Raw genomic sequence first — 24,671 nt, 5'->3', positions numbered from 1 at the left:
ATGATTTCTATTACTGATGAATTAATTGAAAAGTTAGAAAAATTAGCTATGATAAAATTATCATCAGATGAAAAAGATACTATAAAGAAAGATTTAAGCGATATATTAAAATATATGCAAATGATAGATGAGATTGATACAACTAATGTAGAACCATTATTCTCTCCTGTAGAAAAAATGTTGAAAAATATATTTCATGGAGATAAGGAAAAAGTTGATGATGCTATTAAAAGTATATTGGATGAATTTCCTGAAAAGAAAAATAATCTTTTAAAAGTTCCAGGCATTCATAGCTAACATGAACAACAAAGGAAAAATTTATGAAGATGCTGCTGTAAAATTTTTAAAAGAAAAAGGATTTAAAATTATTAAACGAAATTTCACTACTAAAATTGGTGAAATAGATATAATTGCATTGGATAAAAAATGCCTTGTATTTGTTGAGGTTAAAGGTGGAAAAGATTATATTGAAAATCCTGCATATAGAGTTAATTATAAAAAACTTCAAAAAATTGTTAAAACTGCTAATATTTTTATAAAATATTTTGATATTGATTTTGAAGAAACTAGAATTGATGTAATTGGAGTGAATGATAAATTCGAAATATTTTATTTTCCTAATCAAAAGTTATTTTAAGGGGCGTTGCCCCTTTTTTAATTTTTAAAATATTTTTTTGATATATTTCTTCTTTTTGTGTTATAATTTTTAATGTAAGTAAAGTTTAAGGAGGAATTATAATGGGAAAGATAGAAAAAGAAATATATGATAAGTTTAATTTATGGATAGAAAAAGCTGATCAATCATTAAAAAATGAGTTAAATAGCATCAAAGAAAACGAAAAAGAACTTATTGATAGATTTTTCAAAGATTTAGAGTTTGGTACAGGCGGTTTGAGAGGAAAAATTGGTGCAGGTACAAATCGTATGAATATACATACAGTTGCAAGAGCTACACAAGGATTTGCAAATTATTTAAAGAAAGTATGTAGATTCCCTTCAGTAGCAATAGCTTATGATACAAGGAATTTTTCTTTTGAATTTGCTAAAACTGCAGCATCTGTTTTAGCTGCAAATGGGATTACTGTTCATTTATTTAAAGAAGTTACTGCAACACCTATATTATCTTTTTCTGTTAGATATTTGAAGGCTACAGGAGGTATTGTTATTACTGCAAGTCATAATCCTCCTGAATATAATGGTTATAAAATATATACTTCTGATGGGACACAAGCAGTTCCTGAGGTTGCTAATAAAGTGATAGAAGAAATTAATAAAATAGATTATTTTAATGACGTTAAATTTATGGACTTTAATGTGGCAGTTAAAGAAGGATATATAAATTGGATATCAGATAATCTTTTTGATGATTATATTAATACTTTAGAAAGTTATTTGCGTTCTTTGTACCCGAGTTTAGAAAATACACTTAAAATTGTTTATACCCCATTACATGGAACTGGTCTAAAACCCGTTTCTGAACTATTAAGAAGATTAAATTTTGACTTGCATATTGTAAAAGAACAAGCTACTCCTGATGGGAATTTTCCAACATTAAGAGTTCCCAACCCAGAGGAAAAAGATGCATATGATTTATCTTTAACATATGCTAAAGAAATAAATGCTAATTTAATAATGGCAACTGATCCAGATTCTGATAGATTAGGTGTCATTGCTAACGAAAATGGAAAGTTCGTTTCTTTTACAGGAAATCAAATTGGTGTTATGTTAAGTCATTTTATTTTAAGTAGAATGCAAGCTTTAGGAATATTGCCTGAAAATGGACTAATAATAAAAACTATTGTTACCACAGATATGGTAAAACCTATTGCAAAAGATTTCGGAGTTTTTGTAGAAGAAACATTAACTGGATTTAAATTTATAGGAGAAAAATTAGAAAATTATTCGAATAATGGAGAAAAAAAATTTATTTTTGGTTTTGAAGAAAGTTATGGTTATTTAGCAAACGATCATGCAAGGGACAAAGATGCTGTTATTGCTGCTGGTTTAGTAGCAATTATGGCTTCTCATATATATAATGAAGGGAAAACTTTAAATGAATACCTTGAAGAATTAAGGAAGAAATATGGGTATTATAATGAAAAAAATGTTTCTTTTACTTTAGAAGGTATAGAAGGTTTAAAGAAAATAAATGATACGATGGAAAAATTAAGAAATGAGCCACCATTGAAAGTTAATGATTTAAATTTAATAGAAACAATAGATTATTCAAAAGGTATAAATAATTTACCAAAATCTAATGTTATAGAATTGAATTATGACAATAAGTTGAAAATAATCGGAAGACCTTCTGGTACAGAACCTAAAATAAAATTTTATTTAATGGCTAAAGGAAAAGATTTTTCTGAAGCTGAAAGTATAATTAATGAAGCTACAAAGGTTGTTAAATTATTGATCGAATATTGAGGTGGAATTATGGAACCTAACCTGTTGCTAATAAGTAATAATGGTGATTTTTATGTTCCGAAAAATTGGGGATTTATTGATTTAAAAAATCTAAAAATCACTTTATATTTTGAAGAAGATTTAGAAAAAATTAAAAATTATAATAGCGGCATATTAGGATACTTTATTTTAAAAGAGAAAAAAGGAAACTTAGTTGGTATGAAAAGATTTTTAAAAATTGATAAAAGGATGACTTCCTATCTAAAAGTTTCTTTTGTGGATTATTTATCAGAAGAAATTAGGGAGTTATATGGTGATTATATAGAAATAATATCAGAATTTGTTGGGCTTTATAATACTATACATGAGTTTAATAAATTAATTAAAACAAAAAGAATTAGAGAAAATTATGAAGATTGGTTAGAATTATTTGTTAATAATGTTGAAGTATCACATAAAGATACTTTGAAAATGTATATCTCTAAATTTGCAAACTTATATTTAATAAGGGTTTATGAAAGTTTATTTGATAAAAAAGTGGAATTACTTGAAAAATTAGAAAAAGAAATTGCCTATAAACTATTAGAAACTGGTGTTTTAAAGGAAAAAGGCGTTTTATAATGGAGGTAAAAATGAGAAGAGTTGCTGCAATAGTTGCATATGACGGAACTAAATTTAATGGTTTTCAAGGACAACCTAAAGTTAGAACTGTTCAGGGTGAATTTGAAAAAACTTTAAAAAGAATTTTTAAACAAAAAATTATTTCGTGGGGTGCAGGAAGAACAGATACAGGTGTTCATGGATATGGACAGGTTATAGCTTTTAATGTACCTAATGATAAAATGACATTAAAAAATATAAAAGATGCTTTAAATGCAAATTTACCTGAAGATATTTATGTTAGGGAAGTTAGAAATGTTCGAGATAAATTCTCTCCACGCCACGAAGCAAAAAAAAGAATTTATCATTATTTCATTTATCAAAATGATGAGCCAAATATATTTTTAAGAGATAGAGTTTGGTGGTTTCCATATAATCTAAATATTGAAAAAATGAGAAAAGCTGCTAAATATTTAGAAGGAGAACATGATTTTACAACATTTAAAACGGGTAATGATGATAGAAATCCTGTAAGAACTATATATAGAATTAGAATTTTAAAAATGAGAAATAATATTATATTGATACGAGTAGAGGGGCATTCTTTTTTGAGAAGGATGGTTAGAAATATTGTAGGTGCTTTAGTAAAGGTAGGGACAGAAAGTTGGGAACCAGAATATATAAAAGAAATATTAGAAGCAAAAAGTCGTTCCAAAGCTCCAGCATCAGCTCCACCACAAGGATTATACTTTTATTCTGTATTATTTTAATATCAATTAACATATTTTCAAAAGATAAAATTGGGCTTATCTATAATGGCCCAATTTCTATGTTTTCTAATATATTTTATGAATTATATAAATATACAGATATTGAAACCCCCCCTTCCACAAATTCAAAATTATTAGAAATTTCAATAGATTCAACAAAAATAAATATAAATTTTGATAATATTAAATATTCTGATGCTGTTTCAAATTACAAAAATTTGATCAATAAAATTTTTAATGATTCTTTTAATAGAAAAATCTATTTACTTGGTAATAATTGTAAATTATACGATAGTTATGGTGAAATTGTAAATGCCGCTTTTTTTGATTGGTCTACTAATTTAATTATAAAAATATTAAAAGATAATGTTGAGTTTAAAATTCCTGTTAATCTACCTATTGGTCAAAGTATTAAGAAAGTACCTGATAAATGGGTTGAGGTGAAATTTATTGGATATACAGGTGAGGCTACTTTAAATGGAGAGAAAATAGTATTAAAAGACAAAATGGAGTTTCCTCCTGGTAAGTTTTATTTGGAAACGCCTTATGAAAAAATAAATCTAGATTTATCAAGTGTTGAAAATTCTTATATTGTTAATCTGACCTCTGAAATAATTGAAAAAGAGATAAAACTAAAAAAAATTTTAGCTATTTTTGATTTAAAATCTGGAATTGAAATTTCAGGCATAGACAAAAGTATTTGGATACCTAAAAAAAGTGATGAAAAAATATTAGAAGTTGAAAATTCTATTTTTGCATCTCCTTTTGGTTTATTAGAAAGGAAAAAAGGTATTCAATTTCACGGTATTCCTATTTTTGCTTATGAAAATAACTTTACAATATATATTATAACTTCATATGGTGAAATTGTTACTTTAGGGTTGAGAAATATCACTAGAGATATGGAAAGGGCTCCAGCATCCATAAATGTAGATCAAAATAAAATTTCAATAACAACATTTGGAGGTAAAATTTATACAATAGATTTAAAAACTGGTGGATTATATTTTGTTAATCAAACATCTAATATTAAAAATAATATAAACATCGAAACAAAGAAAACTATAATTCTTGATGATAAAAGTATTATTATTAAAGATAACATAATAAAAATAATAAAGAGGAAAGAAAATGGAAATTAGACTTGATATTTACTTGGTAAAGTATAAAAATATTGAATCTAGAGAAAAAGCACAACGTTTGATTAAAGGAAGAAAAGTAAAGGTTAATAATATTATAGTTACAAAACCATCCAGAAAAATAAATGAAGGTGATGTCATTGAAATAATCGAAGTAGAAAAATATGTAAGTAGAGCAGCTTATAAATTATTAAAGGCTTTTAATATATTTAATATATCAGTTAAAGAAAAAGTGTGTATGGATATAGGGTCTTCAACTGGAGGGTTTACTCAAGTATTATTAGAAAAAGGTGCGAAGAAAGTATATGCTATTGACTCAGGAACCAATCAACTACATCAATCATTAAGAAATAATTCAAAAATTATTTTAATGGAAAATACAAATGCTAGATATTTAAAAAAAGAAAATTTTAAAGAAATAGATTTTTTTACCTGTGATGTATCTTTTATATCTATTACTAAATTAATTTCACCAATAAAAAATATTATATCTAAAAATTCTGAAGGAATCGTATTAATTAAACCGCAATTCGAATTGGAACCATCTAAGCTCACAAAAGGAATAGTAAAAAATGATAAATTTAGAAATGAAGCAATAGAAAAAGTAACTTCAGCTTTTAAAAATGAAGGTTTTGAGATTATTGGGATAACAGAATCACCAATCAAAGGAAAAGAAGGTAATATTGAATATCTGTTATATGTTAAATATAAAATGGATTAACAGATTATTAATTATTTAGAAAAAGAAAAACAGCCTTTTTTTGTTAGAATACAAAAAATTAAATACGATTATATTTTTCCTATATAATTCCAGTAATATGGTCTGGAAGTATCTACCAGATGGCCGTAAACCATCTGACTATAGGAAAGGGGTTTTTTTATATACAGTGTATAAAGAATATACGCTCCTCTTTCCTTATAGGGGAGCGTATTTTTTTATAGGAGGTGTTTATGAAAAAAGTTGTTATTATCGATTACGGTTCTCAATACACACAGTTGCTTGCTAGAAGAATAAGGGAATTGGGCGTTTACTCAGAAGTTATACAATACGACGATAATCCACCAGATGAAATTAGTGGAATAATTCTTTCGGGAGGTCCAAAAAGCGTTAATAATATTGACGCCTTACCTTTACCAAAATGGGTATTAAATACTAAGAAACCTATATTAGGTGTTTGTTATGGCCTTCAATTATTATCAAAGGAACTTGGAGGGAAAATTGAGAAAACCGAAATTTCAGAATATGGAAAAACTGAAATCGAAATTTCCAATGATCCTATTTTTGATAATGTTCCGAAAAATATAATAACCTGGATGAGTCATGGTGATTCTGTTATTTCTTTACCAAGAAATAGTACTGTTATTGCGAAAACAAAAAATAATATATATGCTGCTATTAAATTTTCAAACAATATATATGGTTTGCAATTTCATCCAGAAGTAAAACATACTGAATTCGGAAATAAAATCATTGAAAATTTTCTTTTTAAAATTGGAAAGTTGGAAAAAAATTGGTCATTAAATTATTTCATAGAAGAAAAAATAGAAGAAATCAGAAATAAAATCAATGATAAAAAAGCTATTATAGCCTTATCTGGAGGAGTTGATTCCTCTGTTGCTACTGTCTTAGTATATAAAGCCATTGGAAAAAATCTTAAAGCTGTTTTTGTAAATCACGGATTATTGCGATTAAATGAAGAAATAGAAGTAAAAAAAATCTTTAAAGATTTAATTGGGATTAATTTAACTGTTATAGATGCAAAAAAAAGATTTTTAGACAAATTAAAAAATATTATTGATCCTGAAAAAAAGAGAAAAATCATCGGAGAAGAATTTATTAGGGTTTTTGAAGAAGTATCAAAAAATAACTATGATTATTTAATACAGGGAACCATATATTCTGATGTTATTGAAAGTGCCGCTTCTGGTAAAAATACTGCAAAAATAAAAAGTCATCACAATGTTGGCGGGTTACCTGAAGATATTGAATTTAAGATAATTGAACCATTAAAATATCTTTTCAAAGATGAGGTTAGAAAAATTGGTGAAATTCTTGGAATTCCTAAACATATTTTATACAGACATCCATTTCCAGGACCAGGTTTAGCCATACGTATAATTGGTGAAATTACAGAAAAGAAATTGAATATATTAAAAAAAGCTGATCACATATTTATTGAAACCTTAAAGAAAAATAATTGGTATGATAAAGTCTGGCAGGCATTTACAGTTTTAACTCCAATTAAAACTGTAGGGGTTGTAGGAGATGAGAGAAATTACGATTATGTTTTAGCTATTAGAAGTGTTAATAGTGTTGAAGGAATGACCGCTAATTGGTCAAAGATACCTTTTGAAATATTAGAAGAGGCTTCAACAAGAATCATAAATGAAGTAAAAGGAATTGGAAGAGTTGTGTATGATATTACTTCAAAACCACCCGCTACAATCGAATGGGAGTGAAAGGAGGAAATTTATGTTTAGGGAAACTCTAACATTTGATGATGTGTTACTAAAACCAAAATACAGTGAAGTTACTCCTTCACAAGTTGATACAAAATCATTATTAGTCAAAGATATATATTTAAATACACCTTTTTTATCAGCGGCAATGGATACTGTAACAGAAAGCCAAATGGCAAAAGCCATGGCTCATTCAGGTGGTATAGGAATTATTCATAAAAATTTAAGTATAGCAGAACAAGCTCATGAAGTTGAAAAAGTAAAAAAATCTGAAAATGGAATTATATATGATCCCATAACTATAACTCCTGATACAGCTATATTCAAAGCTGAAAAAATAATGCATGAGTATAAAATAGGGGGCCTTCCAGTAGTTGATGAAAATAATAAATTATTAGGTATTTTAACTAATAGAGATATGAGATTTGAAAAAGATTCTACAAAAAAAGCCAAAGAATTAATGACACCACTAAAAAAATTAATTGTTGCTGGACCTCATATTTCAATTACTGAAGCTAAAGAAATACTTCATGAAAATAAAATAGAAAAACTTCCTATAATAAATGAAAAACAAGAATTAATAGGGTTAATAACAATAAAAGATATTTTCTCTGTTATAGAACATCCAAATGCTTCTCGTGATTCTAAAGGTAGATTATTGGTTGGTGGTGCAGTCGGGGTTTCTGATGCTTTAGAAAGAGCTTCTGCATTAATCAATGCAAATGTTGATGTCATTGTTCTGGATTCCGCACATGGTCATTCTAAAAATATTATAGAAACAATAAAACTTTTGAAAAGTAAACTTCCGGAAATTCCTGTGATTGCAGGAAACATTGCAACAGAAGAAGCTGCGAATGACCTAATAAAAGCGGGTGCAGATGCATTAAAAGTTGGTATAGGTCCTGGTTCGATATGCACTACAAGAGTCGTCGCTGGTATTGGAGTTCCACAATTAACTGCAATTATGGATGTTGTAAAAGTAGCAAAAAAACATAATATTCCTGTAATTGCAGATGGAGGAATCAGATATTCAGGAGACATTGTAAAAGCATTAGCTGCAGGTGCAAATACAGTAATGCTTGGAAGTTTATTTGCTGGAACAGAAGAAGCTCCAGGAGAAACTATACTTTATCAGGGAAGAAAATATAAAACATATAGAGGAATGGGATCAATTGGTGCCATGAAAAAAGGAAGTAAAGATAGATATTTCCAGGAAAATATTACAAATACAGATAAGCTTGTACCAGAAGGTGTTGAAGGAATGGTGCCATTTAAAGGTACAGTAAATGAAGTTATCTACCAATTATTAGGTGGATTAAAATCAGGAATGGGTTATATTGGAGCAAAAACAATCAAAGAACTTCACAGTAAAGCAGAATTTATAAAAATAACCGCTGCTAGTTTTAAAGAAAGTCATCCCCATGATATATCAATAACAAAAGAGTCTCCAAACTATTCTATTAAATAAATACTCCCCTTTAATGGGGGATGCAAACTTTTGACAAAATGAATATGAAAAAACAATATGAGTGAATCCTTGAAAATTTCCAAACTTTCGCTTCGCGAAATTTTAAATATTATAAGCTAAAATAATTGTTTTATTTATAACTTATATTAATTATTATATTTTTTTAACATAAAAACATTTATTTATTTTTAATGCGAAGCATTAAAAATATGTTTATGAGCATTTTTGAAGAATAAGAATTTTCGCTGGATGAGCAAATACTATTTTGATTATTTTGTTTTATACTTTATCTATAAATAACACCCCCTAATTTTGGGGGTGTTATTTAATAGGTGGCAATTTTTTTCGCGGATAATAATTATGATTAGGATTAGGAGTATATGGTATATTATTATATCTTGGGTATCTTGGTAATCCTGGGGTATAGTTATAATAATTTGGTTTATTCATCATATTAGGAGGATATTCTGGGTACATATGATAATAATTATAAGGTCTTCTGTTTTTTTGTTTATAATATAACATCTTTTTTCTAGCATATAATTTCCTTGCAATTTCTTTTCTTAAATCAAATGATTTTTCTTTATATGTTACTTTTACTGGTACAAAATACTTTCCTGTTTTTAATTCAACATAATATCCTTCTAATGTAATATCAGTATTTTTTTCAAACCAGTTTGCTAACTTTGGAAAGTTAGGGAATATAGCTTTAAAATCATTCATTCCTTTTAAATTCAAATAAAAAAATCTTCCAGATGTGGTTTGAGTGCTTTCAATGGTGCCTTTTACCTCAATTAACTGATCTTCACTTAAAATAGGAGTTTTTACGAATGCAAAAAGTGAAACACTTAATACACTTAATAATAAAACTATAAATGTTTTTCTCATTTTTTCACCTCCCTATTTCTAATTTCAACTTAATGATACCTTATTTTCCTTAAAATTTCCTTAGAAAATGGAGGTATTATTCAAATTTCGATTTTATTTCTTCAAATTTTTTATCAATTTTTTCTTTTTCTTCTTTAGTTATGGATAGTTTTTCTTTGGCAATCAAAAGTAAATCCAATCCTTTTTTATATATTTCTAAAGCATATTCAACATCTAAATCATTGCTGTTTTTTTGGAACATTTGAGAAATCAATTCAAGCATATTTGATATTTCTTTAAAAGAATATTTTTTTAGCTCAGTTTTTGATAATTTTAAAATTTCATCAATAGTCATTTTTCTTCCTCCCTGTAATGTTTTATTTTATTTATTTTTGCTTCCATTTCTCCATCATATAATATAATTTCTAAATTTTTTCCCATATTTGCTTTATATGCACTATCAATTTTTTGAGAATCCTGAATTAAAACAGCACCACCACTTAAAAAAGCACTAAATGGACTATTTTTTGTTATGTTTAAATAATAATCATTTAGTTTTTTAAAATTGTTTGATAGATAATTATCGAAAAAATATTTTAAGTTTTCTTCAATCTTGATATTATTTTTTTCAAAGTTTTCTAAATTATTACCTATATGATTAGAAAAGAATTTAATACTATTTATTGCTTTATTTAAATTCTGTTCATTGGAATAAATTATATTAGAAAAATTAGTTAATGTGCTTAAATATAATTTCATTTTATTATTTTCTTCTTCAAAAAATTGGTCTATCATACTACTTAAATTATTCAATATATTTTTGGAAAAAAATTCTGCTTGGATAAATATATTATTAATAGAATAAATTATATTTTGAAAATTATCATCTATTTTTTTATTATAATATTCTATTTGTTTTACAATTGCTCTAGCAACCTCAGTTGGTGTTGAAAATCTCATATAAGATACAAAGTCTGGTATGGTAGTATCCTGTTCATGACCAATACCAGTTAAAATTGGAATTTTATTATTCGAAACCCATGCTATATTTTGAGCTAAATTATAATCATCAAAATACATTAAATCAGCTTTAGCCCCTCCACCCCTAATGATAGCAATAACATCATAATCTATTTTTGAATCTATTATTAATTTTAGTGATTTACTAATACTCATTGGAACTTCTATTCCCTGCATTGATGATGGATAAAGGTGGATTAAGGGAGGATTTTTTAATTTGTTAATGTTCTTTATAAAATCTCCATAACCAGCAGCTGTTTCGGAAGAAATTACAGCTATTTTTCTTATAGGTTCAAGGAATTCTAATTTATTTTCTTTAGTTCTAATTAAACCTTCTAATTTTAATTTGTTTAATATCTCTCTTTTTCTTTTTTCAAGATTTGATTCTCCTGATGGCAAAAGAGATTGAAGCTTTATTGCGAATGATGATGAAGATGGCCAAAAAGACAATTTTCCAATAACTATCCATTTTTTATTTTCTAATTCAAAAATATTTTTTAACTTTAAATTATCTAATAGTGTTTTTATGTAATATCTAGATAAAAATACAGTTATTTTATAAGTTTTCCCATTATCATTTCTTTGGGAAATTTCAATATATAAATCTCCAAAACTACTTGTTTTTGCTTTTGATATATCTCCAGAAAATACTATAGTATCCTCTAAAATATCAGTTTTTTCTAATTCATTTGTAATCCATTTAACTAAATCTAATAAATCTTTAAATTTTTTCATTTTCACCCTCTTTTCCGGATAATACAACAGTTATTTCACCTTTTATACTTTTTTCCGAAAAATGAATTATTGCTTCACTAACCTTTCCTCTAAAGAATTCTTGATGTATTTTTGTCATTTCTCTAGCAATAAATATTTCTCTATCTCCAACTATTTCTAATATTTCTTTCAAAGTATTATTTAATCTTTGTGGAGATTCAAAAAAAACAAATAGAATACCTAAATCTTTTATTTTTCTTAAAACTCTTCTTTTGTTTTTTCCTCTTGGCAAGAAACCCTGAAACATATATTTTGATCCTGGAAATCCGCTTACAGCAATAGCAGCAGCTGGTGCATTTGGACCAGGTATAATATCAACTTCAATATTTTCTTGCCAGCATTTGTTTATTAATTGATACCCTGGATCAGAAATAACGGGCATTCCAGCATCACTTACTAATGAACAAATATTATTTTCTTTTACTAACTCTACAGCTCTTTTTAAAACTTTGTTTGCATTATATTCGCTGAATGTAAATAATTCTTTTTTTCCTATATCTAAACTATTTAACAACTTTATAGTAACTCTCTTATCTTCTACAAAAATTATATCTGAATCTTTCAATGTTTCAATAGCTCTTAAAGAAATATCTTTTAAATTTCCTATTGGTGTTCCTATAATGAATAATTTACCCATATTTTCACCTCTCATTAAAAAAACCCGCTAAAGCGGGTTTTTTGGTGCCGAGGACGGGATTTGAACCCGCATAGGCATATGCCCATATGATTCTGAGTCATACGCGTCTGCCAATTCCGCCACCTCGGCTTAATCTTTTAATTCTATATTTCCAATATTTGAAACAATGTCATATGTTAATGCTTTCAATGAAATTGTAAAATCAACATTTTCTACTGAAATTTTATCAGGTAAATTCAAAGATATTGGTGCAAAATTCAAAATACCTTTAATACCAGTTTCAACAATTTCTTCAGCTACATTTTGAGCAACAGAAGCAGGAACAGATAAGATTGCAATATCAATTTTTTTCTGTTTACAAACTTTTTTTAAATCTTTCATATCGTAAACCAAAACACCTGCTGAAACTTGTTTACCTATTTTTGATTTATCCTTATCAAAAGCTGCTTTTATAAAAAAACCATTTTTTTCGAGGCCGGTATAATTTGCTATGGCCGCTCCTAAATTCCCAACACCAATAATAGCAACATTCCATTTTTTATCGAGTCCTAATATTATCTTTATAGAATTCATTAATTTATCAACATCATATCCAACACCACGTTTTCCAAATTCCCCAAAATAGGATAAATCTTTTCTTATTTGGCTTGCTTTAATATGTAGTGAATCTGCTAAATCTTTAGATGATGTTTTTTGAATACCATTAATTTTTTTATTTTCCAAACATCTGTAATATACAGCTAATCTTTTTATAGTCGGTTTAGGTATTTTAGGATTTTTCATAATTTACCTCCAATCATTTTTTTACAACAATATTTAATAATTTACCTTTTACCAGGATAACTTTTTTTATTTCGCCATTTTCAATATATTTTTTAACTTTTTCATCATTAAATGCTTTATTTTTAATTTCATCTTCAGAAGAATCAGCATTAACAATAATTTTTCCTCTGACTTTTCCATTAACTTGAACAACTATTTCTAATTCTTCCCGTTCAAGTGCTTTTTCATCAACTTCTGGCCATTTTGCATTTAAGACAAAGGTATTATGCCCCATCATGTGCCATAATTCTTCAGCAATATGTGGTGCAAATGGAGATAATAGAATTACAAAATCATGTGCAATTTCCTTTAATAACTCTTTATTCCAATTCTCTTCAGAAATCTGATTCATATATGTATTTAATTCATTTATTAATTCCATCATACCACTAATAGCAGTGTTAAATTGGAAATTTTTTTCAATGTCATTTGTAATTTTTCCGATAATTTGATGAAGTTTTCTTCTTAAAGATTTTTCCTCTTTGCTTTTCAAATGCATATTATCTATATTAATATCTTTTGTTATTTCAATTATTTTTGACATCGAATTCCAAACTTTATTCATAAATCTTGCTACGCCTTCTAAACCCGCATCATTCCATTCTGCATCTTTTTCAGGTGGTCCCATAAATAACATATATAGTCTTAAGGTATCTGCACCATATTTTTCTATCATCTCATCAGGAGACACAACATTACCTTTTGATTTTGACATCTTTGCACCATTTTTATAAATCATTCCTTGTGTAAATAAGTTAGAAAATGGTTCGGAAAAATTAATATATTCCAAATCATTTAAAACTTTAGTAATAAATCTTGAATATAACAAATGCAAAATTGCATGTTCAACTCCACCTATATATTGATCCACTGGAAGCCAATAGTTTACATCATCTGTATCAAATGGTTTATCTTCCAATTTAGGATTAATATATCTTAAATAATACCAGCTACTATCTACAAAAGTATCCATTGTATCAACTTCTCTTCTAGCTGGCCCACCACACTTAGGACATGTTGTATGAATGAATTCTTCATTAGTAGCTAAAGGGCTTTTTCCAGTTGGTTCGAATTTAACATTTTTAGGTAATTTTACTGGTAAATCTTTTTCGGGGACTGGAACAACTCCACATTTATCACAATAGATAATTGGAATAGGGGCTCCCCAATATCTTTGTCTAGATATTAACCAATCTCTTAATTTATATTGAATACTTTTTTTACCTAAATTATTTTCTTCTAGCCACTTTATAATTTCTGGTAAAGCTTCTCTATTTTTCATCCCATTAAACTTATCAGAGTTAACCATTATTCCATCTTCAGTAAAAGCTTCTTTTAAATCTGAGGATTCTAAATCGGAATTTTCTGGTTTAATTACAATTCTTATAGGTAAATTAAATTCTTTAGCAAATTCGAAATCTCTTTGATCATGTGCAGGAACTGCCATTATTGCACCAGTACCATATTCAAATAAAATATAATTTGCTACATAAATTGGTATTTTTTCGCCATTTACAGGATTAATGGCATAACTACCTGTAAATGCTCCATCTTTTTTTGCACCTTGTGCAATTCTTTTGAATTTATCTTCTTTTGTAACACGATTTAAAAATTCTTCAACTTCCTTTTTTTGTTCAGAGGTTGTTAATTCTTCAACTAATGGAGATTCTGGTGCTAAAGCCATGAATGTGACACCCCATAATGTATCTGGGCGAGTAGTGAAAACTTTTAATTTCTTATTTGTACTTTCAATAGTAAAGTCTACTTCAGCTCCAACACTCTTACCTATCCAGTTTTTTTGCATTATTTTAACATTTTCTGGCCAACCCTCTAATTTTTCTAAGTCATTTAATAGTTTTTCAGAATAATCTGTTATTTTAAAATACCATTGTTCAAGTTTTTTCATTTCAATTTCAGTTCCACATCTTTCACACTTTCCATTAACAACTTGCTCGTTAGCTAAAACTGTTTTACAACTTGGACACCAATTAACTGCTGCATGTTTTTTATAAGCTAATCCTTTTTCGAATAGTTTTAAAAATATCCATTGAGTCCATTTATAGTAGTCTTCAGTACATGTTGCAATTTCTCTATCCCAATCATAACTAATTCCAATTTTTTTAATTTGACCTCTAATATTTTCTATATTTTTAAAAGTCCAATCTTCGGGATTTACATTGTTTTTTATAGCAGCATTTTCAGCAGGTAATCCAAATGCGTCATAGCCAAAAGGATGTAAGACATTATATCCTTGCATTCTTTTATATCTTGCAACCACATCTCCAATAACATAATTTTTTACATGTCCAACATGTATTGTTCCTGATGGATACGGAAACATAGTTAATACATAATATTTTTCTTTATCACTTCTTTGAGATGTTTTAAATACTTCTTCTTTTTCCCATTCTTTTTGCCATTTTTGCTCAATTTCTATATGATTAAAATCCATGTCTTTCCCTCCTATATTCAAGTGATAACTTTCTCATTTATTATACCAGAAAAATACGTATTTTTGAATATATTTATCAATTTTTTTATTAATTTCCTCTTATTGTTGGAATGTATAAATTTAAATCTTCAGATATATTATTCAACTTTGCAGAAGGCATTTTTTTTAATCTTCTTTGACCAGGTTCTTGAATTAAAAAATAGATATTGTCTGGATTTGCTGTTTGAATTTTTGCATTAACGGGAATTTTAATAGTATAAGATGTTTTTACTGGAGGATCTTTAAAAAAATAAAACTTATATGGTGATAAACCAGGTTTTATCATTCCTTGAAAAACATATTTATTTTTATCATTCTTAATTCCGATCCAAACTTCCCTAGATCCTGTTATATAAAGTTGGAAATATCCAACATTATTTTCTTCTTGAGCTAAAGTCAGAAGTTTTTCTAAGTCATCCATATGTTTTTCTAAATTAGTTTTATAATTAATAAATTTTTCTACAACACCATTTGGTTCATAATATTTATTTAATTCATTTATTTTTGTATTCAACTGAGCAATACTATCTGTTACTTTTGCATTTTGCCTATTAAATAGGCTTTCCATATAATTTTGGAATTTTGAAAATCTAATTTCACTACCAATAGACATAAAAATTGAAGCTAATGATAAAATTATTGCTAAATATAATAATAATCTGGTAATTCTCATTGTTTACCTCCTATCGTTATAGTGGCATTAACATATTCCATCACTCTATTTGCTACTTTTTTAAATTTTTGAATGGTATTGTCAAACTTTCTTTTTAGTTATATTTAATTCCTCAGAAATTTCATCGTAAGAATTATTATCTAACCACATTCTAACAATATCTTTTTCAATATCTTTCATTTGCTCTATTGATCTTTCAAAAATATAATTATATACAACAGATTGATATAAATCAGTTTCAGATGGAACTTCGAAGTAATAGTCTGAATCTTCTGAATAATCTTCAAACATAGATTCAATACTTACAGCATCGGAAAGAACTTTATTTTTTAATCTATTTAAATAAGTTAAAAATGATTTTATTTCAGAAGAGATATTAAGATAAGCAAAAGTAGAAAATTTTGTTTTATTTGTCTCATCAAAAGAATATACACCTTGAATTAACCCAACAAATCCAATTTGAACTAAATCTTGAAATTCTGCCCAAGCACCATAATATTTAGAAGCAATAGACTTGATCATAGGTTCAAACTTAACCATGATCATATTCATTGCTTCTTTATCACCGGATTGTGCTAATTTAATTAAAGACTCGACACGTAATGTTCTTAATTTATATTTACTCATTATTTCACAACCAAATATAGTAAGTGTTCAGCAGTATCAAAAAAATTTTGAGAATAAGTTAATTCTAATTCTAACACATCTGCCCAATATTTTGAAAATTCAGGCTTATTTTCCCACGGAATAGGCATTATTCCATAAATAACAACATTGGAAAAATATTTATTCAAAAAAAATTTAAGTTCTTCTTTTGAATACAGTTTAGAAAAGAATGACATATATTCTGATACGCCAACTTTTACTCTTTTTTCTCTTTCTATTACTTTAATTATATCAAAATCTTTTGAAAAAAAAGCATCAAATATAAATTTGTTTAAATTATCAACAGTGCCAATAAATATTCCATTATATTTTAATACTTTTTTTACTTCACTTATAAAAATTTCTTGATTTTCTGAATAACTTAATACATCACCCATTGCTAATATAATATCAAATGTTTCTTCTTCAAATGGCAATTCTTCAGCAAAGCCATTAATAATAGTTATATTATTATAATTCTCAAATCTCTTTTTCATTATATTGCACATTTTTTCAGAAGGTTCAAGAGAATATACGTTATATCCTTTATCTAAAAATATTTTTGTCCAATAACCAGTTCCAGCACCTATGTCAAGAACCTTACCACTGTTAATATTTAAATTTTGAAATATTATTTTTTCAGAAAGCCTATTATGCATTTGCCAATATGGGTCATTATACATAGAATCATATTTATCAGCAATTTTATTATAATATTCCCATGATTTCATAATAATCCCCCTAATAAAATAAAATCCCCGATAGTTCGGGGAGTTACTGGAGCAGGTGATGGGACTCGAACCCACAACCTCTGCCTTACCAAGGCAGCGCTCTAACCTGTTGAAGCTACACCTGCAAACCCAATATATTATACTATAAAATGCATTTTTAGTCAAGTAAAAAACTCTTTTGAATTATATTAATAATAAAAATACCCGGCGTTTAAACCGGGTATTAAAATTCTTCAACTATTTTTACTTCATCACCAGTTTTTAATAATGCAGCGTTTGCTTCATCTGTATCAACGTGAAATTCCAAAGCATATTTTGGACTTACTCTTATTAAAACATCACCAAATATTAATTTTCTATCTCCTTTTTCAACAGCAACATATACTAAATCTTTATCTTTGACACCATATTTTTCAGCATCTTCTGGTAACATGTGTATATGTCTTTTAGCTAAAATTAAACCTTTTTTAGTTTCTACTTCTCCTTTAGGCCCTACAATTTTAATTCCTGGAGTACCATCTAAATCACCAGAATCTCTAACAGGAGCTTTAACTCCTAATTTAAAAGCATCTGTTTGAGAAATTTCTATTTGAGTTTCTTTTCTTACTGGTCCTAAAACTCTAACTCTTTCAATTTTTCCCTTAGGTCCTACTAATGTTACTACTTCTTCTGCAGCATATTGTCCAGGTTGTCTTAAATCTTTTATTGGATGTAATTCATAACCTTCACCAAATAATACTTCTAAATCTTCTTTTGATAAGTGAACATGTCTGTTAGAAACTCCTACAATTATTCCTGGTTCTTTTAACTTCATTACCAACACCTCCGATTATATAATTTCCCCTCTTTTTGGAGTTATTAAAGGTTCTCTTAAAATTAAATCAATTCCTTTAGGTTTAACAACCTCTATGTTTAAAGGCCCTCGTCTTACAGATATCCATCCTAAACCTGGCATTGCTAATTCATCACCTTCGCCAATTGAAAATATTTCTTTTTCATATTCAATATTCAAAGGATAATCTTTTTCATATGGTGGAAATAGAACGTCTCCTATATGACTTTTCAATAAATCTTCTACTCTTTCTTCTTTCGTTTGGTGAAATGATATATTTTCTGGAGAAAAAATTAAAAATATAGGTTTTAGATTGTCTTTTGCAAGAGATAAAATTTTAAATCTAAATAAGGCACTTACAAATATCACCTTTCCCACATCAGGTTTGAAAGTTTTTCTGCTAATTGTCTTTTTAGGTATCATTTCAACCTGAGTATATATATCAAAAATATCTGTAAATCTTTTATTGGTTTCAATACCCGGAGTATCATATATCTCTATATCAGTGCCTAAAATTTTTCTTTTTACTATACCTAAAGTTGTTCCTGGAAAAGAACTAGTGGTTATTTTTACATTTGTTATGTTATTTAATAATGAGGATTTACCAACGTTTGTAGTTCCGACAACAATTGCTTTTTTTATGTCCTTTTCTTTTAAAATTTTTATCAATCTATTTATACCAAAATTCTTTTTCGCACTTATTAAGCGAATATTATCTTTATTAACATTTATTTTATTTTTAACTCTGTTATAAACCCAATTTTTAAGTTCAGTAAATGGAACGCTTTTGGGTAATAAATCAACTTTATTAATGAGTAAAAATATATCTTTATTTTTAACTAATTCTAATATATTACTATCAAATGTTCCTTCAAAATCTATAATATCTATTACCCACAATACTGTATTAAATTCATGAATAACACTTTTTAATTGATTATAAAAATTTTTATTTATTGAAACTGGTATTAATTCACCATAATGTTTTAATTTAAAGCATCTTTGACATAAAGCTTCATCCTCATGTCCAATAAATTTTTCATAAACATGTTCAGGTAAGAACCCTAATCCATTAGGGTCTTTCGTTTGTATTTCAACTCCACATCCGTGACATTTCATGCAATCACCTCTTCAATTATTTTTTATAAATTTACTATTTTTGTTTTTTATATTTATATTTTATTTAAATATAGAAAAATATATCATACCCAAATATTCATGTATAGCCATGGAATTCGCTCTCAAAGCATCTATATCAGGTTTAAAATCAATCCAAGTTATTTTATCTCTTGTTATTAAATAGTTAGAAGGAACCGGTATTATTTCTGCAGATTTATCTATTAAGGTATGAAAAATTTTATATGATCTAGGTAAATGTATAGCAGAAGTTACCAAAAATATTCTACTTATTTTCATATTATCAATTAATGAATTAACATATTTTGCGTTTTCTTCAGTGGTTTGTGAATCTGGTTCAATAAATATATCTGATGCTGTAATTCCTAACCTAACCAGGTATTCTCTCATTATCAATGCTTCTGGTATATAATTTGTATTTGGCGGCCTTCCACCAGATATTATAATGGGGAAATTAGTGTATTTATGAATCTCATATCCCATAAAAATTCTTTTAAATGTTTGATCTGATAGTTCTCCCATAATAGGAGAATTAGGGGTTTTTGGTATTACACCTCCACCTAAAATAACAATAATTGATGGAATAGATAAATCAATATTATCAAATTTAATTGGAGAATAAGAATTTTCTAATGGATATACTAAAATTCTCGATGTAATTTGAATAGAAAAAAGATATATTATTAATGCTGTTATTATTATTATTCTCCTTGAAATTTTTTCTTTTCTTATCTTGAAATTAAATAAAAAAATTATTGTTATAAAGAGTCCAGGTAATTCAATAAATGATTGTACTATTTTTCTAATCCACAGCATTTTCATACCTCCAAATTATCTTTTTATATATTATATCATATTGATTTATATATTAGTAACTTGTTTTGGCACTATATATATTTATGGTATAATAATTATGAAAATATAATTGGAGGGATGGATATGAAAAAAACTGTTTTTATTATTAGTATATTTACCTTACTTTTTTTATTTTCTTCCTGTGGTTCAAATGGTCTTTCAATTTTTTCCCAACCTTTAAATGAAAAGGGAGCAGCATATCATGATTTTAAAGGATTTGGTATTATTGATTACAAATCATTTCCTCAAGAAGCTCAAGCAAAACTTGCAGCATTAGAAGCAGCTAGACAAGATGCTTATGCTAAAGCTGTTGAATACGTATATGGATTAAATATTAATTCAAATACTACCGTTAAAGATTTTGTTTTAAAAGATAAAACTGTTGATTCTAAATTACAAGGTATTATCAAAGGTGCTCAAGAAATAGATTATGGATTTGATATGAAACAAGGTATGGCTTATGTGGTAATAAGAATTTTTAGAAAAGATATTGAACAAATTATAGGAAAAAGGATACGCAATTTTTAGGAGGATAATATGAAATTATTATTTCTACATAAACATAATTCTTATTGGGATAAAAAATTTGAAGAACTAAAATCTGAATTTAAAGATTTACAAATTTTATTTATTAATGATAAAAATAGTTCAAAAGAAAAATTATTAAAAGAAGTTGATGGTATAATCGGTGGTTTTATTTCTGAAGATGAGATTGATATTGCAGAAAATCTAAGAATTATTTTTGTGCCTTTTGCTGGCGTTGAACAATTACCAATGAAAAAATTAAAAGAAAAAAATATTTTAGTTTCTAATGCTCATGGAAATGGTAAATTTGTAGCTGAAAGAGCTGTTGCATTAGCCTTAGCTCTTTTAGGGAAAGTGATACCATTTCATAATGACTTAAAAAATGGTGTTTGGCATGGGTTTAGTGTTGGTGAATCTGTCTTTGATTCATGGATTTCAATTCAAGATAAATCTATTGGGATTTTAGGATTTGGTGCCATAGGACAAAATATAGCAAAATTTTTAAAACCATTTGGCGTAAAAATTAATATTTTTAAATATAATAAAATAGATTATTTACCAAAGAACGTTGATAATGTTTTTTATAATATTGATGAAGTAATAAATGAAAGTGATATTCTTTTTCTTTCACTTCCCTTAACAGAACATACATATGAGATAATAAACAAAGAGCGCTTAATGAATATGTATAATAAATATATAGTTAATGTTGGTAGAGGAAGACTTATAAGTGAAGAAGGATTATACTTATCATTAAAAGAAGGAATTTTAAAGGGAGCTGCATTAGACGTTTGGTTTAATTATCCAACTGCAGAGAAGAAAAATGTAATGCCTTCAAAATATCCAATATGGGAATTTGAAAATGTTGTGTTATCTCCTCATGTTGGAGGATATTCTTATCATGCTACAACTGCAGGGATAGATTATACCATAGATAGTATTAGAAGTTATATTAGAAACGGGAAATCTTTATCAATTGTGGATTATAATAAAGAGTATTAAAAATAGAGGTGATAGATATAAGGGAATATATAAATGTACCACAAAGTTTAGAATTAGTTGAAGTATTCGGAACCTATGATAATAGATTAAAATTTTTAAAAAATAAATTTAATGTAAATATTTCCTATTCTGAAAATAAAATTGTTTTAAATGGAAGCAAGAAAGAAAATATAATTATAACAAAAAATATATTAAAAGAAATTATAGAAATAATATCTGATGGGCATTTATTAGATTGGACAGAGTTTCAATATATTGTTTCAATATATGAAAGCGAAAAAGGAGTATTAGAAAACAAAAAAACTAGTTATAATAAAGTGATAAATACCACTGTTAGTGGATTAAGAATTCAAGCAAAGACACATGGACAGTCTAAATATATAAATTCAATGAAAAAAAATGATATTGTTTTTTGTATTGGACCTGCTGGAACAGGAAAAACGTATTTGGCGGTTGCGATGGCAGTTGATTTTTTAAAAACAGGAAGAGTGCAAAGAATTATTCTTACTAGACCTGCGGTTGAAGCTGGAGAAAAATTGGGTTTTCTACCAGGAACATTATATGAAAAGGTCGATCCTTATTTAAGGCCATTATATGATTCCTTAATGGACTTCATTAATGTAGATAAAGTTGCTGAATATAAAGAAAAAGGTATAATCGAGATTGTACCTCTTGCATATATGCGTGGGAGAACATTAAATAATGCCTTTATTATCTTAGATGAAGCACAAAATACTACATATTATCAAATGAAAATGTTTTTAACAAGAATAGGCTTTAATTCTAGAGCTGTCATAACAGGAGATACTACTCAAATAGACTTAGAAAACAAAAAGGATTCAGGGTTATTAATTGTTAGGAAGATATTAAAGAATATAAATAATATAGATTTCATTGAATTAGATGAAAATGATGTTGTTAGGAATCCTTTAGTGAAAGAGATTATAAAAGCTTATGACAATTTTGAAAAAACAAAAGGTGAAAAAAATGAAAAAAAATAATAAATTGTATCTTAATCTCTTTTTTTTCTTTAATTTTTTTATTTTATTTATAATAAGCGAATTATTATTGTGGCATAATATTACGGGAAGTTTTTTGCTTAACTTCACTCTTATCTTTATGCCAAGTTGGTATTTAATCATTAAATTTCTAATTTCAAGAAATAAATTGTTTAAACTACATCCTCTAAATTATTGGTTTGCCTTTATTTTGGTATTAGATTTAGGAATATTATTTAATGTTTTTTCATTGAAATATTATTCCAATCCATCAGTAACCCCAATTTTTGTAGTAGTTACAATAACATTAATGATGGATTTTTATACTGGATTTCTTTCAACTTTAGCTTTTTCGTTTTATTTCTCATTTTTATTAGGCTCTCCATTAAAAAGTTTAATAGCATTACTAATTATTGGTGTAACAAGTGCTTATTTGAGTAAAAAAATATACTCTAGAGTTAGAATTTTTATTCCATTTTTAGGAGCTACAATTTCTCAAATACTAATATATTTAATATATTATGATTTAGACTTTGCAGCAATACCAACTGTTTTTGTATCAAATCTTATTCAAATGCTTTTATTATTAGGAACTCTCCCATACTTAGAATACATAACAAGAGTTTATTCAGATATAGGACTTCTTGAATTAGGAAATTTAAATCATCCTTTGTTGAGAAAGTTATCTTTAAATGCTTCTGGAACATATTATCATAGTCTTATTATTGCAAATTTAGTAGAAAGTGCTTCCGAAGCTATAAATACAAATCCTATTTTATTAAGAGTAGGAGCTTATTTTCATGATATAGGTAAATCCCTTAGACCATTATTTTTTACAGAAAATCAAAAAGGCAATAATCCTCATGATAAAATAAATCCTAAATTAAGTGCCCTAATATTAAATTTACATGTTACTAAGGGTCAGGAATTAGCTAAAAAATATAGATTGCCTATTTTAATAGAAGATTTAATTGTCCAACATCATGGTACAAGAATAAAAAGATTTTTTTTCCATAAAAGTATGAAATTAAATGAAAAATTTCCTCCAGAAGTATTTAAATATCCTGGACCTATACCACAATTTAAAGAAGCGGCTATTCTAATGATTGCTGATAATATTGAAGCGATAACTAGGAGTATGGAAAAAATAGATAAAAAAGGTTTAGAAGAAATGGCCGATAATTTAATTCATGACCTGTTTTTTGAGGGGCAATTAGATGATTGTGAATTAACTTTAAGAGAAATTAATGAAATTAAAGATGCAATGGTAGAAACTGTATTAAATATGAATCATTCAAGGGTGACATATCCTGAAATACCGAGAGAATTATTAAAAGAGGTGAATAAAGATTGAAAATAAACATATTTAATGATCAAAATATAAAAAAAATTGACATAGATAAGGTAAAAAATATTGTAAAAAAAATTTTATTAAAAGAAGTAGGCGATGGAAATTACGAATTAAATATACTAATTAGTGATAATGAAACTATAAAAAACTACAATGAAAAGTTTAGGAAGAAAGAAGGCCCTACTGATGTATTATCTTTTGAATATGGTTTAAATGAAGATGTCATAGGAGACATTATTTTATCTGTTGAAAAAATTGATAAGCAGGCTCCACAGTTCGGGAATACTTTTGAAGAAGAATTTTATTATATATTAATACATGGTGTTCTCCATATTTGTGGTTATGATCATATTAAAGAAGAGGATAAGAAAAAAATGTTTGAAATACAAGATAGATATTTTGAGGAGTTATATAATTAATTGTATGAAATATTTTTCATTATTTTTATAATATGTAAGTGTGCCTGATTTT

Annotated in this window: 26 protein-coding genes, 2 tRNA genes and 1 riboswitch; of the genes, 14 read left to right on the top strand and 14 right to left on the bottom strand. The window is 26.9% G+C overall.

Annotated elements, in window-relative coordinates; translation table 11 throughout:
• The 9 genes from gatC to guaB all read left to right on the top strand — a co-directional run bounded on the left by gatC (window position 1) and on the right by guaB (window position 8,840).
• Window positions 1-297, top strand: a complete 297-nt coding sequence (gene gatC, locus ACZ5CK_RS05845) for an Asp-tRNA(Asn)/Glu-tRNA(Gln) amidotransferase subunit GatC (protein ID WP_464580901.1) — start codon at window positions 1-3, stop codon at window positions 295-297.
• A 1-nt stretch (window position 298) separates the two neighbouring features.
• The gene (locus ACZ5CK_RS05840; RefSeq protein ID WP_464580900.1) at window positions 299-637 is read left to right on the top strand and encodes a YraN family protein; all 339 of its coding nucleotides are present in this window, start codon (window positions 299-301) and stop codon (window positions 635-637) included.
• Window positions 638-738: 101 nt separating this feature from the next.
• The gene (locus ACZ5CK_RS05835) at window positions 739-2,424 is read left to right on the top strand and encodes a phospho-sugar mutase (RefSeq protein ID WP_464580899.1); all 1,686 of its coding nucleotides are present in this window, start codon (window positions 739-741) and stop codon (window positions 2,422-2,424) included.
• 9 nt (window positions 2,425-2,433) lie between these two features.
• Window positions 2,434-3,024, top strand: coding sequence for a hypothetical protein (locus ACZ5CK_RS05830; protein WP_464580898.1), 591 nt, complete (start codon window positions 2,434-2,436; stop codon window positions 3,022-3,024).
• A gap of 11 nt (window positions 3,025-3,035) precedes the next feature.
• Window positions 3,036-3,773: a tRNA pseudouridine(38-40) synthase TruA gene (gene truA / locus ACZ5CK_RS05825; protein WP_464580897.1), complete on the top strand. Its 738-nt coding sequence runs from the start codon at window positions 3,036-3,038 to the stop codon at window positions 3,771-3,773.
• Window positions 3,774-3,832: 59 nt separating this feature from the next.
• A complete protein-coding gene (locus ACZ5CK_RS05820; RefSeq protein WP_464580896.1) occupies window positions 3,833-4,915 on the top strand; it encodes a hypothetical protein in 1,083 nt (360 codons plus the stop codon).
• Window positions 4,905-5,633, top strand: coding sequence for a TlyA family RNA methyltransferase (locus tag ACZ5CK_RS05815; protein ID WP_464580895.1), 729 nt, complete (start codon window positions 4,905-4,907; stop codon window positions 5,631-5,633). The genes ACZ5CK_RS05820 and ACZ5CK_RS05815 overlap by 11 nt, the downstream gene beginning before the upstream one ends.
• 59 nt (window positions 5,634-5,692) lie before the next feature.
• A riboswitch (purine riboswitch) is annotated at window positions 5,693-5,794 on the top strand.
• Between the two features lie 69 nt (window positions 5,795-5,863).
• Window positions 5,864-7,372 carry a glutamine-hydrolyzing GMP synthase gene (guaA, locus tag ACZ5CK_RS05810; protein ID WP_464580894.1) on the top strand — a complete coding sequence of 503 codons (1,509 nt, stop codon included), beginning with the start codon at window positions 5,864-5,866 and terminating at the stop codon, window positions 7,370-7,372.
• A gap of 13 nt (window positions 7,373-7,385) precedes the next feature.
• Entirely contained in the window at window positions 7,386-8,840 is a 1,455-nt protein-coding gene (gene guaB / locus ACZ5CK_RS05805) for an IMP dehydrogenase (protein ID WP_464580893.1), read from the top strand.
• Window positions 8,841-9,161: 321 nt separating this feature from the next.
• Here the strand turns inward: guaB and ACZ5CK_RS05800 are convergent, their stop codons facing one another.
• The 14 genes from ACZ5CK_RS05800 to ACZ5CK_RS05735 all read right to left on the bottom strand — a co-directional run bounded on the left by ACZ5CK_RS05800 (window position 9,162) and on the right by ACZ5CK_RS05735 (window position 20,291).
• The gene (locus ACZ5CK_RS05800) at window positions 9,162-9,728 is read right to left on the bottom strand and encodes a hypothetical protein (RefSeq protein WP_464580892.1); all 567 of its coding nucleotides are present in this window, start codon (window positions 9,726-9,728) and stop codon (window positions 9,162-9,164) included.
• Between the two features lie 76 nt (window positions 9,729-9,804).
• On the bottom strand, window positions 9,805-10,062 hold the full coding sequence (locus tag ACZ5CK_RS05795; protein ID WP_464580891.1) for a hypothetical protein: 258 nt from the start codon (window positions 10,060-10,062) through the stop codon (window positions 9,805-9,807).
• Window positions 10,059-11,462, bottom strand: a complete 1,404-nt coding sequence (gene xseA / locus ACZ5CK_RS05790) for an exodeoxyribonuclease VII large subunit (protein ID WP_464580890.1) — start codon at window positions 11,460-11,462, stop codon at window positions 10,059-10,061. The genes ACZ5CK_RS05795 and xseA overlap by 4 nt, the downstream gene beginning before the upstream one ends.
• Entirely contained in the window at window positions 11,449-12,138 is a 690-nt protein-coding gene (gene rsmI / locus ACZ5CK_RS05785; protein ID WP_464580889.1) for a 16S rRNA (cytidine(1402)-2'-O)-methyltransferase, read from the bottom strand. The genes xseA and rsmI overlap by 14 nt, the downstream gene beginning before the upstream one ends.
• Window positions 12,139-12,180: 42 nt before the next feature.
• Window positions 12,181-12,267: transfer RNA gene (locus tag ACZ5CK_RS05780), tRNA-Leu, on the bottom strand.
• Window positions 12,268-12,921, bottom strand: a complete 654-nt coding sequence (locus tag ACZ5CK_RS05775; protein ID WP_464580888.1) for a redox-sensing transcriptional repressor Rex — start codon at window positions 12,919-12,921, stop codon at window positions 12,268-12,270. It abuts the tRNA gene before it with no gap.
• Between the two features lie 13 nt (window positions 12,922-12,934).
• On the bottom strand, window positions 12,935-15,412 hold the full coding sequence (gene leuS / locus ACZ5CK_RS05770; RefSeq protein WP_464580887.1) for a leucine--tRNA ligase: 2,478 nt from the start codon (window positions 15,410-15,412) through the stop codon (window positions 12,935-12,937).
• A gap of 88 nt (window positions 15,413-15,500) precedes the next feature.
• A complete protein-coding gene (locus ACZ5CK_RS05765) occupies window positions 15,501-16,124 on the bottom strand; it encodes a hypothetical protein (RefSeq protein ID WP_464580886.1) in 624 nt (207 codons plus the stop codon).
• 81 nt (window positions 16,125-16,205) lie between these two features.
• Entirely contained in the window at window positions 16,206-16,751 is a 546-nt protein-coding gene (locus tag ACZ5CK_RS05760; protein ID WP_464580885.1) for a sigma-70 family RNA polymerase sigma factor, read from the bottom strand.
• On the bottom strand, window positions 16,751-17,500 hold the full coding sequence (locus ACZ5CK_RS05755; protein ID WP_464580884.1) for a class I SAM-dependent methyltransferase: 750 nt from the start codon (window positions 17,498-17,500) through the stop codon (window positions 16,751-16,753). Before ACZ5CK_RS05755 ends, ACZ5CK_RS05760 begins: the two co-directional genes overlap by 1 nt.
• Window positions 17,501-17,547: 47 nt before the next feature.
• Window positions 17,548-17,625, bottom strand: a tRNA-Thr gene (locus ACZ5CK_RS05750).
• A gap of 98 nt (window positions 17,626-17,723) precedes the next feature.
• Complete coding sequence (gene pduL, locus ACZ5CK_RS05745) at window positions 17,724-18,314, bottom strand: phosphate propanoyltransferase (RefSeq protein WP_464580883.1); 591 nt, start codon at window positions 18,312-18,314, stop codon at window positions 17,724-17,726.
• 15 nt (window positions 18,315-18,329) lie between these two features.
• Window positions 18,330-19,451 carry a ribosome biogenesis GTPase YqeH gene (gene yqeH, locus ACZ5CK_RS05740; protein ID WP_464580880.1) on the bottom strand — a complete coding sequence of 374 codons (1,122 nt, stop codon included), beginning with the start codon at window positions 19,449-19,451 and terminating at the stop codon, window positions 18,330-18,332.
• Window positions 19,452-19,511: 60 nt separating this feature from the next.
• Window positions 19,512-20,291 carry a YdcF family protein gene (locus ACZ5CK_RS05735; RefSeq protein ID WP_464580879.1) on the bottom strand — a complete coding sequence of 260 codons (780 nt, stop codon included), beginning with the start codon at window positions 20,289-20,291 and terminating at the stop codon, window positions 19,512-19,514.
• Window positions 20,292-20,408: 117 nt separating this feature from the next.
• Here ACZ5CK_RS05735 and ACZ5CK_RS05730 point away from each other — a divergent pair, with 117 nt between their 5' ends.
• The 5 genes from ACZ5CK_RS05730 (at window position 20,409) to ybeY (ending at window position 24,619) form a co-directional block, all read left to right on the top strand.
• On the top strand, window positions 20,409-20,852 hold the full coding sequence (locus ACZ5CK_RS05730; protein ID WP_464580878.1) for an LPP20 family lipoprotein: 444 nt from the start codon (window positions 20,409-20,411) through the stop codon (window positions 20,850-20,852).
• A 9-nt stretch (window positions 20,853-20,861) separates the two neighbouring features.
• The gene (locus tag ACZ5CK_RS05725; protein WP_464580877.1) at window positions 20,862-21,851 is read left to right on the top strand and encodes a 2-hydroxyacid dehydrogenase; all 990 of its coding nucleotides are present in this window, start codon (window positions 20,862-20,864) and stop codon (window positions 21,849-21,851) included.
• A 17-nt stretch (window positions 21,852-21,868) separates the two neighbouring features.
• Complete coding sequence (locus tag ACZ5CK_RS05720; protein WP_464582961.1) at window positions 21,869-22,852, top strand: PhoH family protein; 984 nt, start codon at window positions 21,869-21,871, stop codon at window positions 22,850-22,852.
• A gap of 94 nt (window positions 22,853-22,946) precedes the next feature.
• Entirely contained in the window at window positions 22,947-24,203 is a 1,257-nt protein-coding gene (locus ACZ5CK_RS05715; protein WP_464580876.1) for an HDIG domain-containing metalloprotein, read from the top strand.
• Window positions 24,200-24,619 carry an rRNA maturation RNase YbeY gene (gene ybeY / locus ACZ5CK_RS05710; protein WP_464580875.1) on the top strand — a complete coding sequence of 140 codons (420 nt, stop codon included), beginning with the start codon at window positions 24,200-24,202 and terminating at the stop codon, window positions 24,617-24,619. Before ACZ5CK_RS05715 ends, ybeY begins: the two co-directional genes overlap by 4 nt.
• Window positions 24,620-24,671 lie beyond the last annotated feature (52 nt).

The sequence above is a fragment of the Marinitoga okinawensis genome (assembly GCF_055387075.1).
Note: the sequence above shows the minus strand (reverse complement) of the source record. Positions and strands in the feature narration are given on the sequence as shown.

Coding starts and splice junctions, on each gene's coding strand:
- gatC (WP_464580901.1), top strand. CDS start 1: ATGATTTCTATTACTGATGAATTAATTGAAAAGTTAGAAAAATTAGCT.
- ACZ5CK_RS05840 (WP_464580900.1), top strand. CDS start 299: ATGAACAACAAAGGAAAAATTTATGAAGATGCTGCTGTAAAATTTTTA.
- ACZ5CK_RS05835 (WP_464580899.1), top strand. CDS start 739: ATGGGAAAGATAGAAAAAGAAATATATGATAAGTTTAATTTATGGATA.
- ACZ5CK_RS05830 (WP_464580898.1), top strand. CDS start 2,434: ATGGAACCTAACCTGTTGCTAATAAGTAATAATGGTGATTTTTATGTT.
- truA (WP_464580897.1), top strand. CDS start 3,036: ATGAGAAGAGTTGCTGCAATAGTTGCATATGACGGAACTAAATTTAAT.
- ACZ5CK_RS05820 (WP_464580896.1), top strand. CDS start 3,833: ATGTTTTCTAATATATTTTATGAATTATATAAATATACAGATATTGAA.
- ACZ5CK_RS05815 (WP_464580895.1), top strand. CDS start 4,905: ATGGAAATTAGACTTGATATTTACTTGGTAAAGTATAAAAATATTGAA.
- guaA (WP_464580894.1), top strand. CDS start 5,864: ATGAAAAAAGTTGTTATTATCGATTACGGTTCTCAATACACACAGTTG.
- guaB (WP_464580893.1), top strand. CDS start 7,386: ATGTTTAGGGAAACTCTAACATTTGATGATGTGTTACTAAAACCAAAA.
- ACZ5CK_RS05800 (WP_464580892.1), bottom strand. CDS start 9,728: ATGAGAAAAACATTTATAGTTTTATTATTAAGTGTATTAAGTGTTTCA.
- ACZ5CK_RS05795 (WP_464580891.1), bottom strand. CDS start 10,062: ATGACTATTGATGAAATTTTAAAATTATCAAAAACTGAGCTAAAAAAA.
- xseA (WP_464580890.1), bottom strand. CDS start 11,462: ATGAAAAAATTTAAAGATTTATTAGATTTAGTTAAATGGATTACAAAT.
- rsmI (WP_464580889.1), bottom strand. CDS start 12,138: ATGGGTAAATTATTCATTATAGGAACACCAATAGGAAATTTAAAAGAT.
- ACZ5CK_RS05775 (WP_464580888.1), bottom strand. CDS start 12,921: ATGAAAAATCCTAAAATACCTAAACCGACTATAAAAAGATTAGCTGTA.
- leuS (WP_464580887.1), bottom strand. CDS start 15,412: ATGGATTTTAATCATATAGAAATTGAGCAAAAATGGCAAAAAGAATGG.
- ACZ5CK_RS05765 (WP_464580886.1), bottom strand. CDS start 16,124: ATGAGAATTACCAGATTATTATTATATTTAGCAATAATTTTATCATTA.
- ACZ5CK_RS05760 (WP_464580885.1), bottom strand. CDS start 16,751: ATGAGTAAATATAAATTAAGAACATTACGTGTCGAGTCTTTAATTAAA.
- ACZ5CK_RS05755 (WP_464580884.1), bottom strand. CDS start 17,500: ATGAAATCATGGGAATATTATAATAAAATTGCTGATAAATATGATTCT.
- pduL (WP_464580883.1), bottom strand. CDS start 18,314: ATGAAGTTAAAAGAACCAGGAATAATTGTAGGAGTTTCTAACAGACAT.
- yqeH (WP_464580880.1), bottom strand. CDS start 19,451: ATGAAATGTCACGGATGTGGAGTTGAAATACAAACGAAAGACCCTAAT.
- ACZ5CK_RS05735 (WP_464580879.1), bottom strand. CDS start 20,291: ATGAAAATGCTGTGGATTAGAAAAATAGTACAATCATTTATTGAATTA.
- ACZ5CK_RS05730 (WP_464580878.1), top strand. CDS start 20,409: ATGAAAAAAACTGTTTTTATTATTAGTATATTTACCTTACTTTTTTTA.
- ACZ5CK_RS05725 (WP_464580877.1), top strand. CDS start 20,862: ATGAAATTATTATTTCTACATAAACATAATTCTTATTGGGATAAAAAA.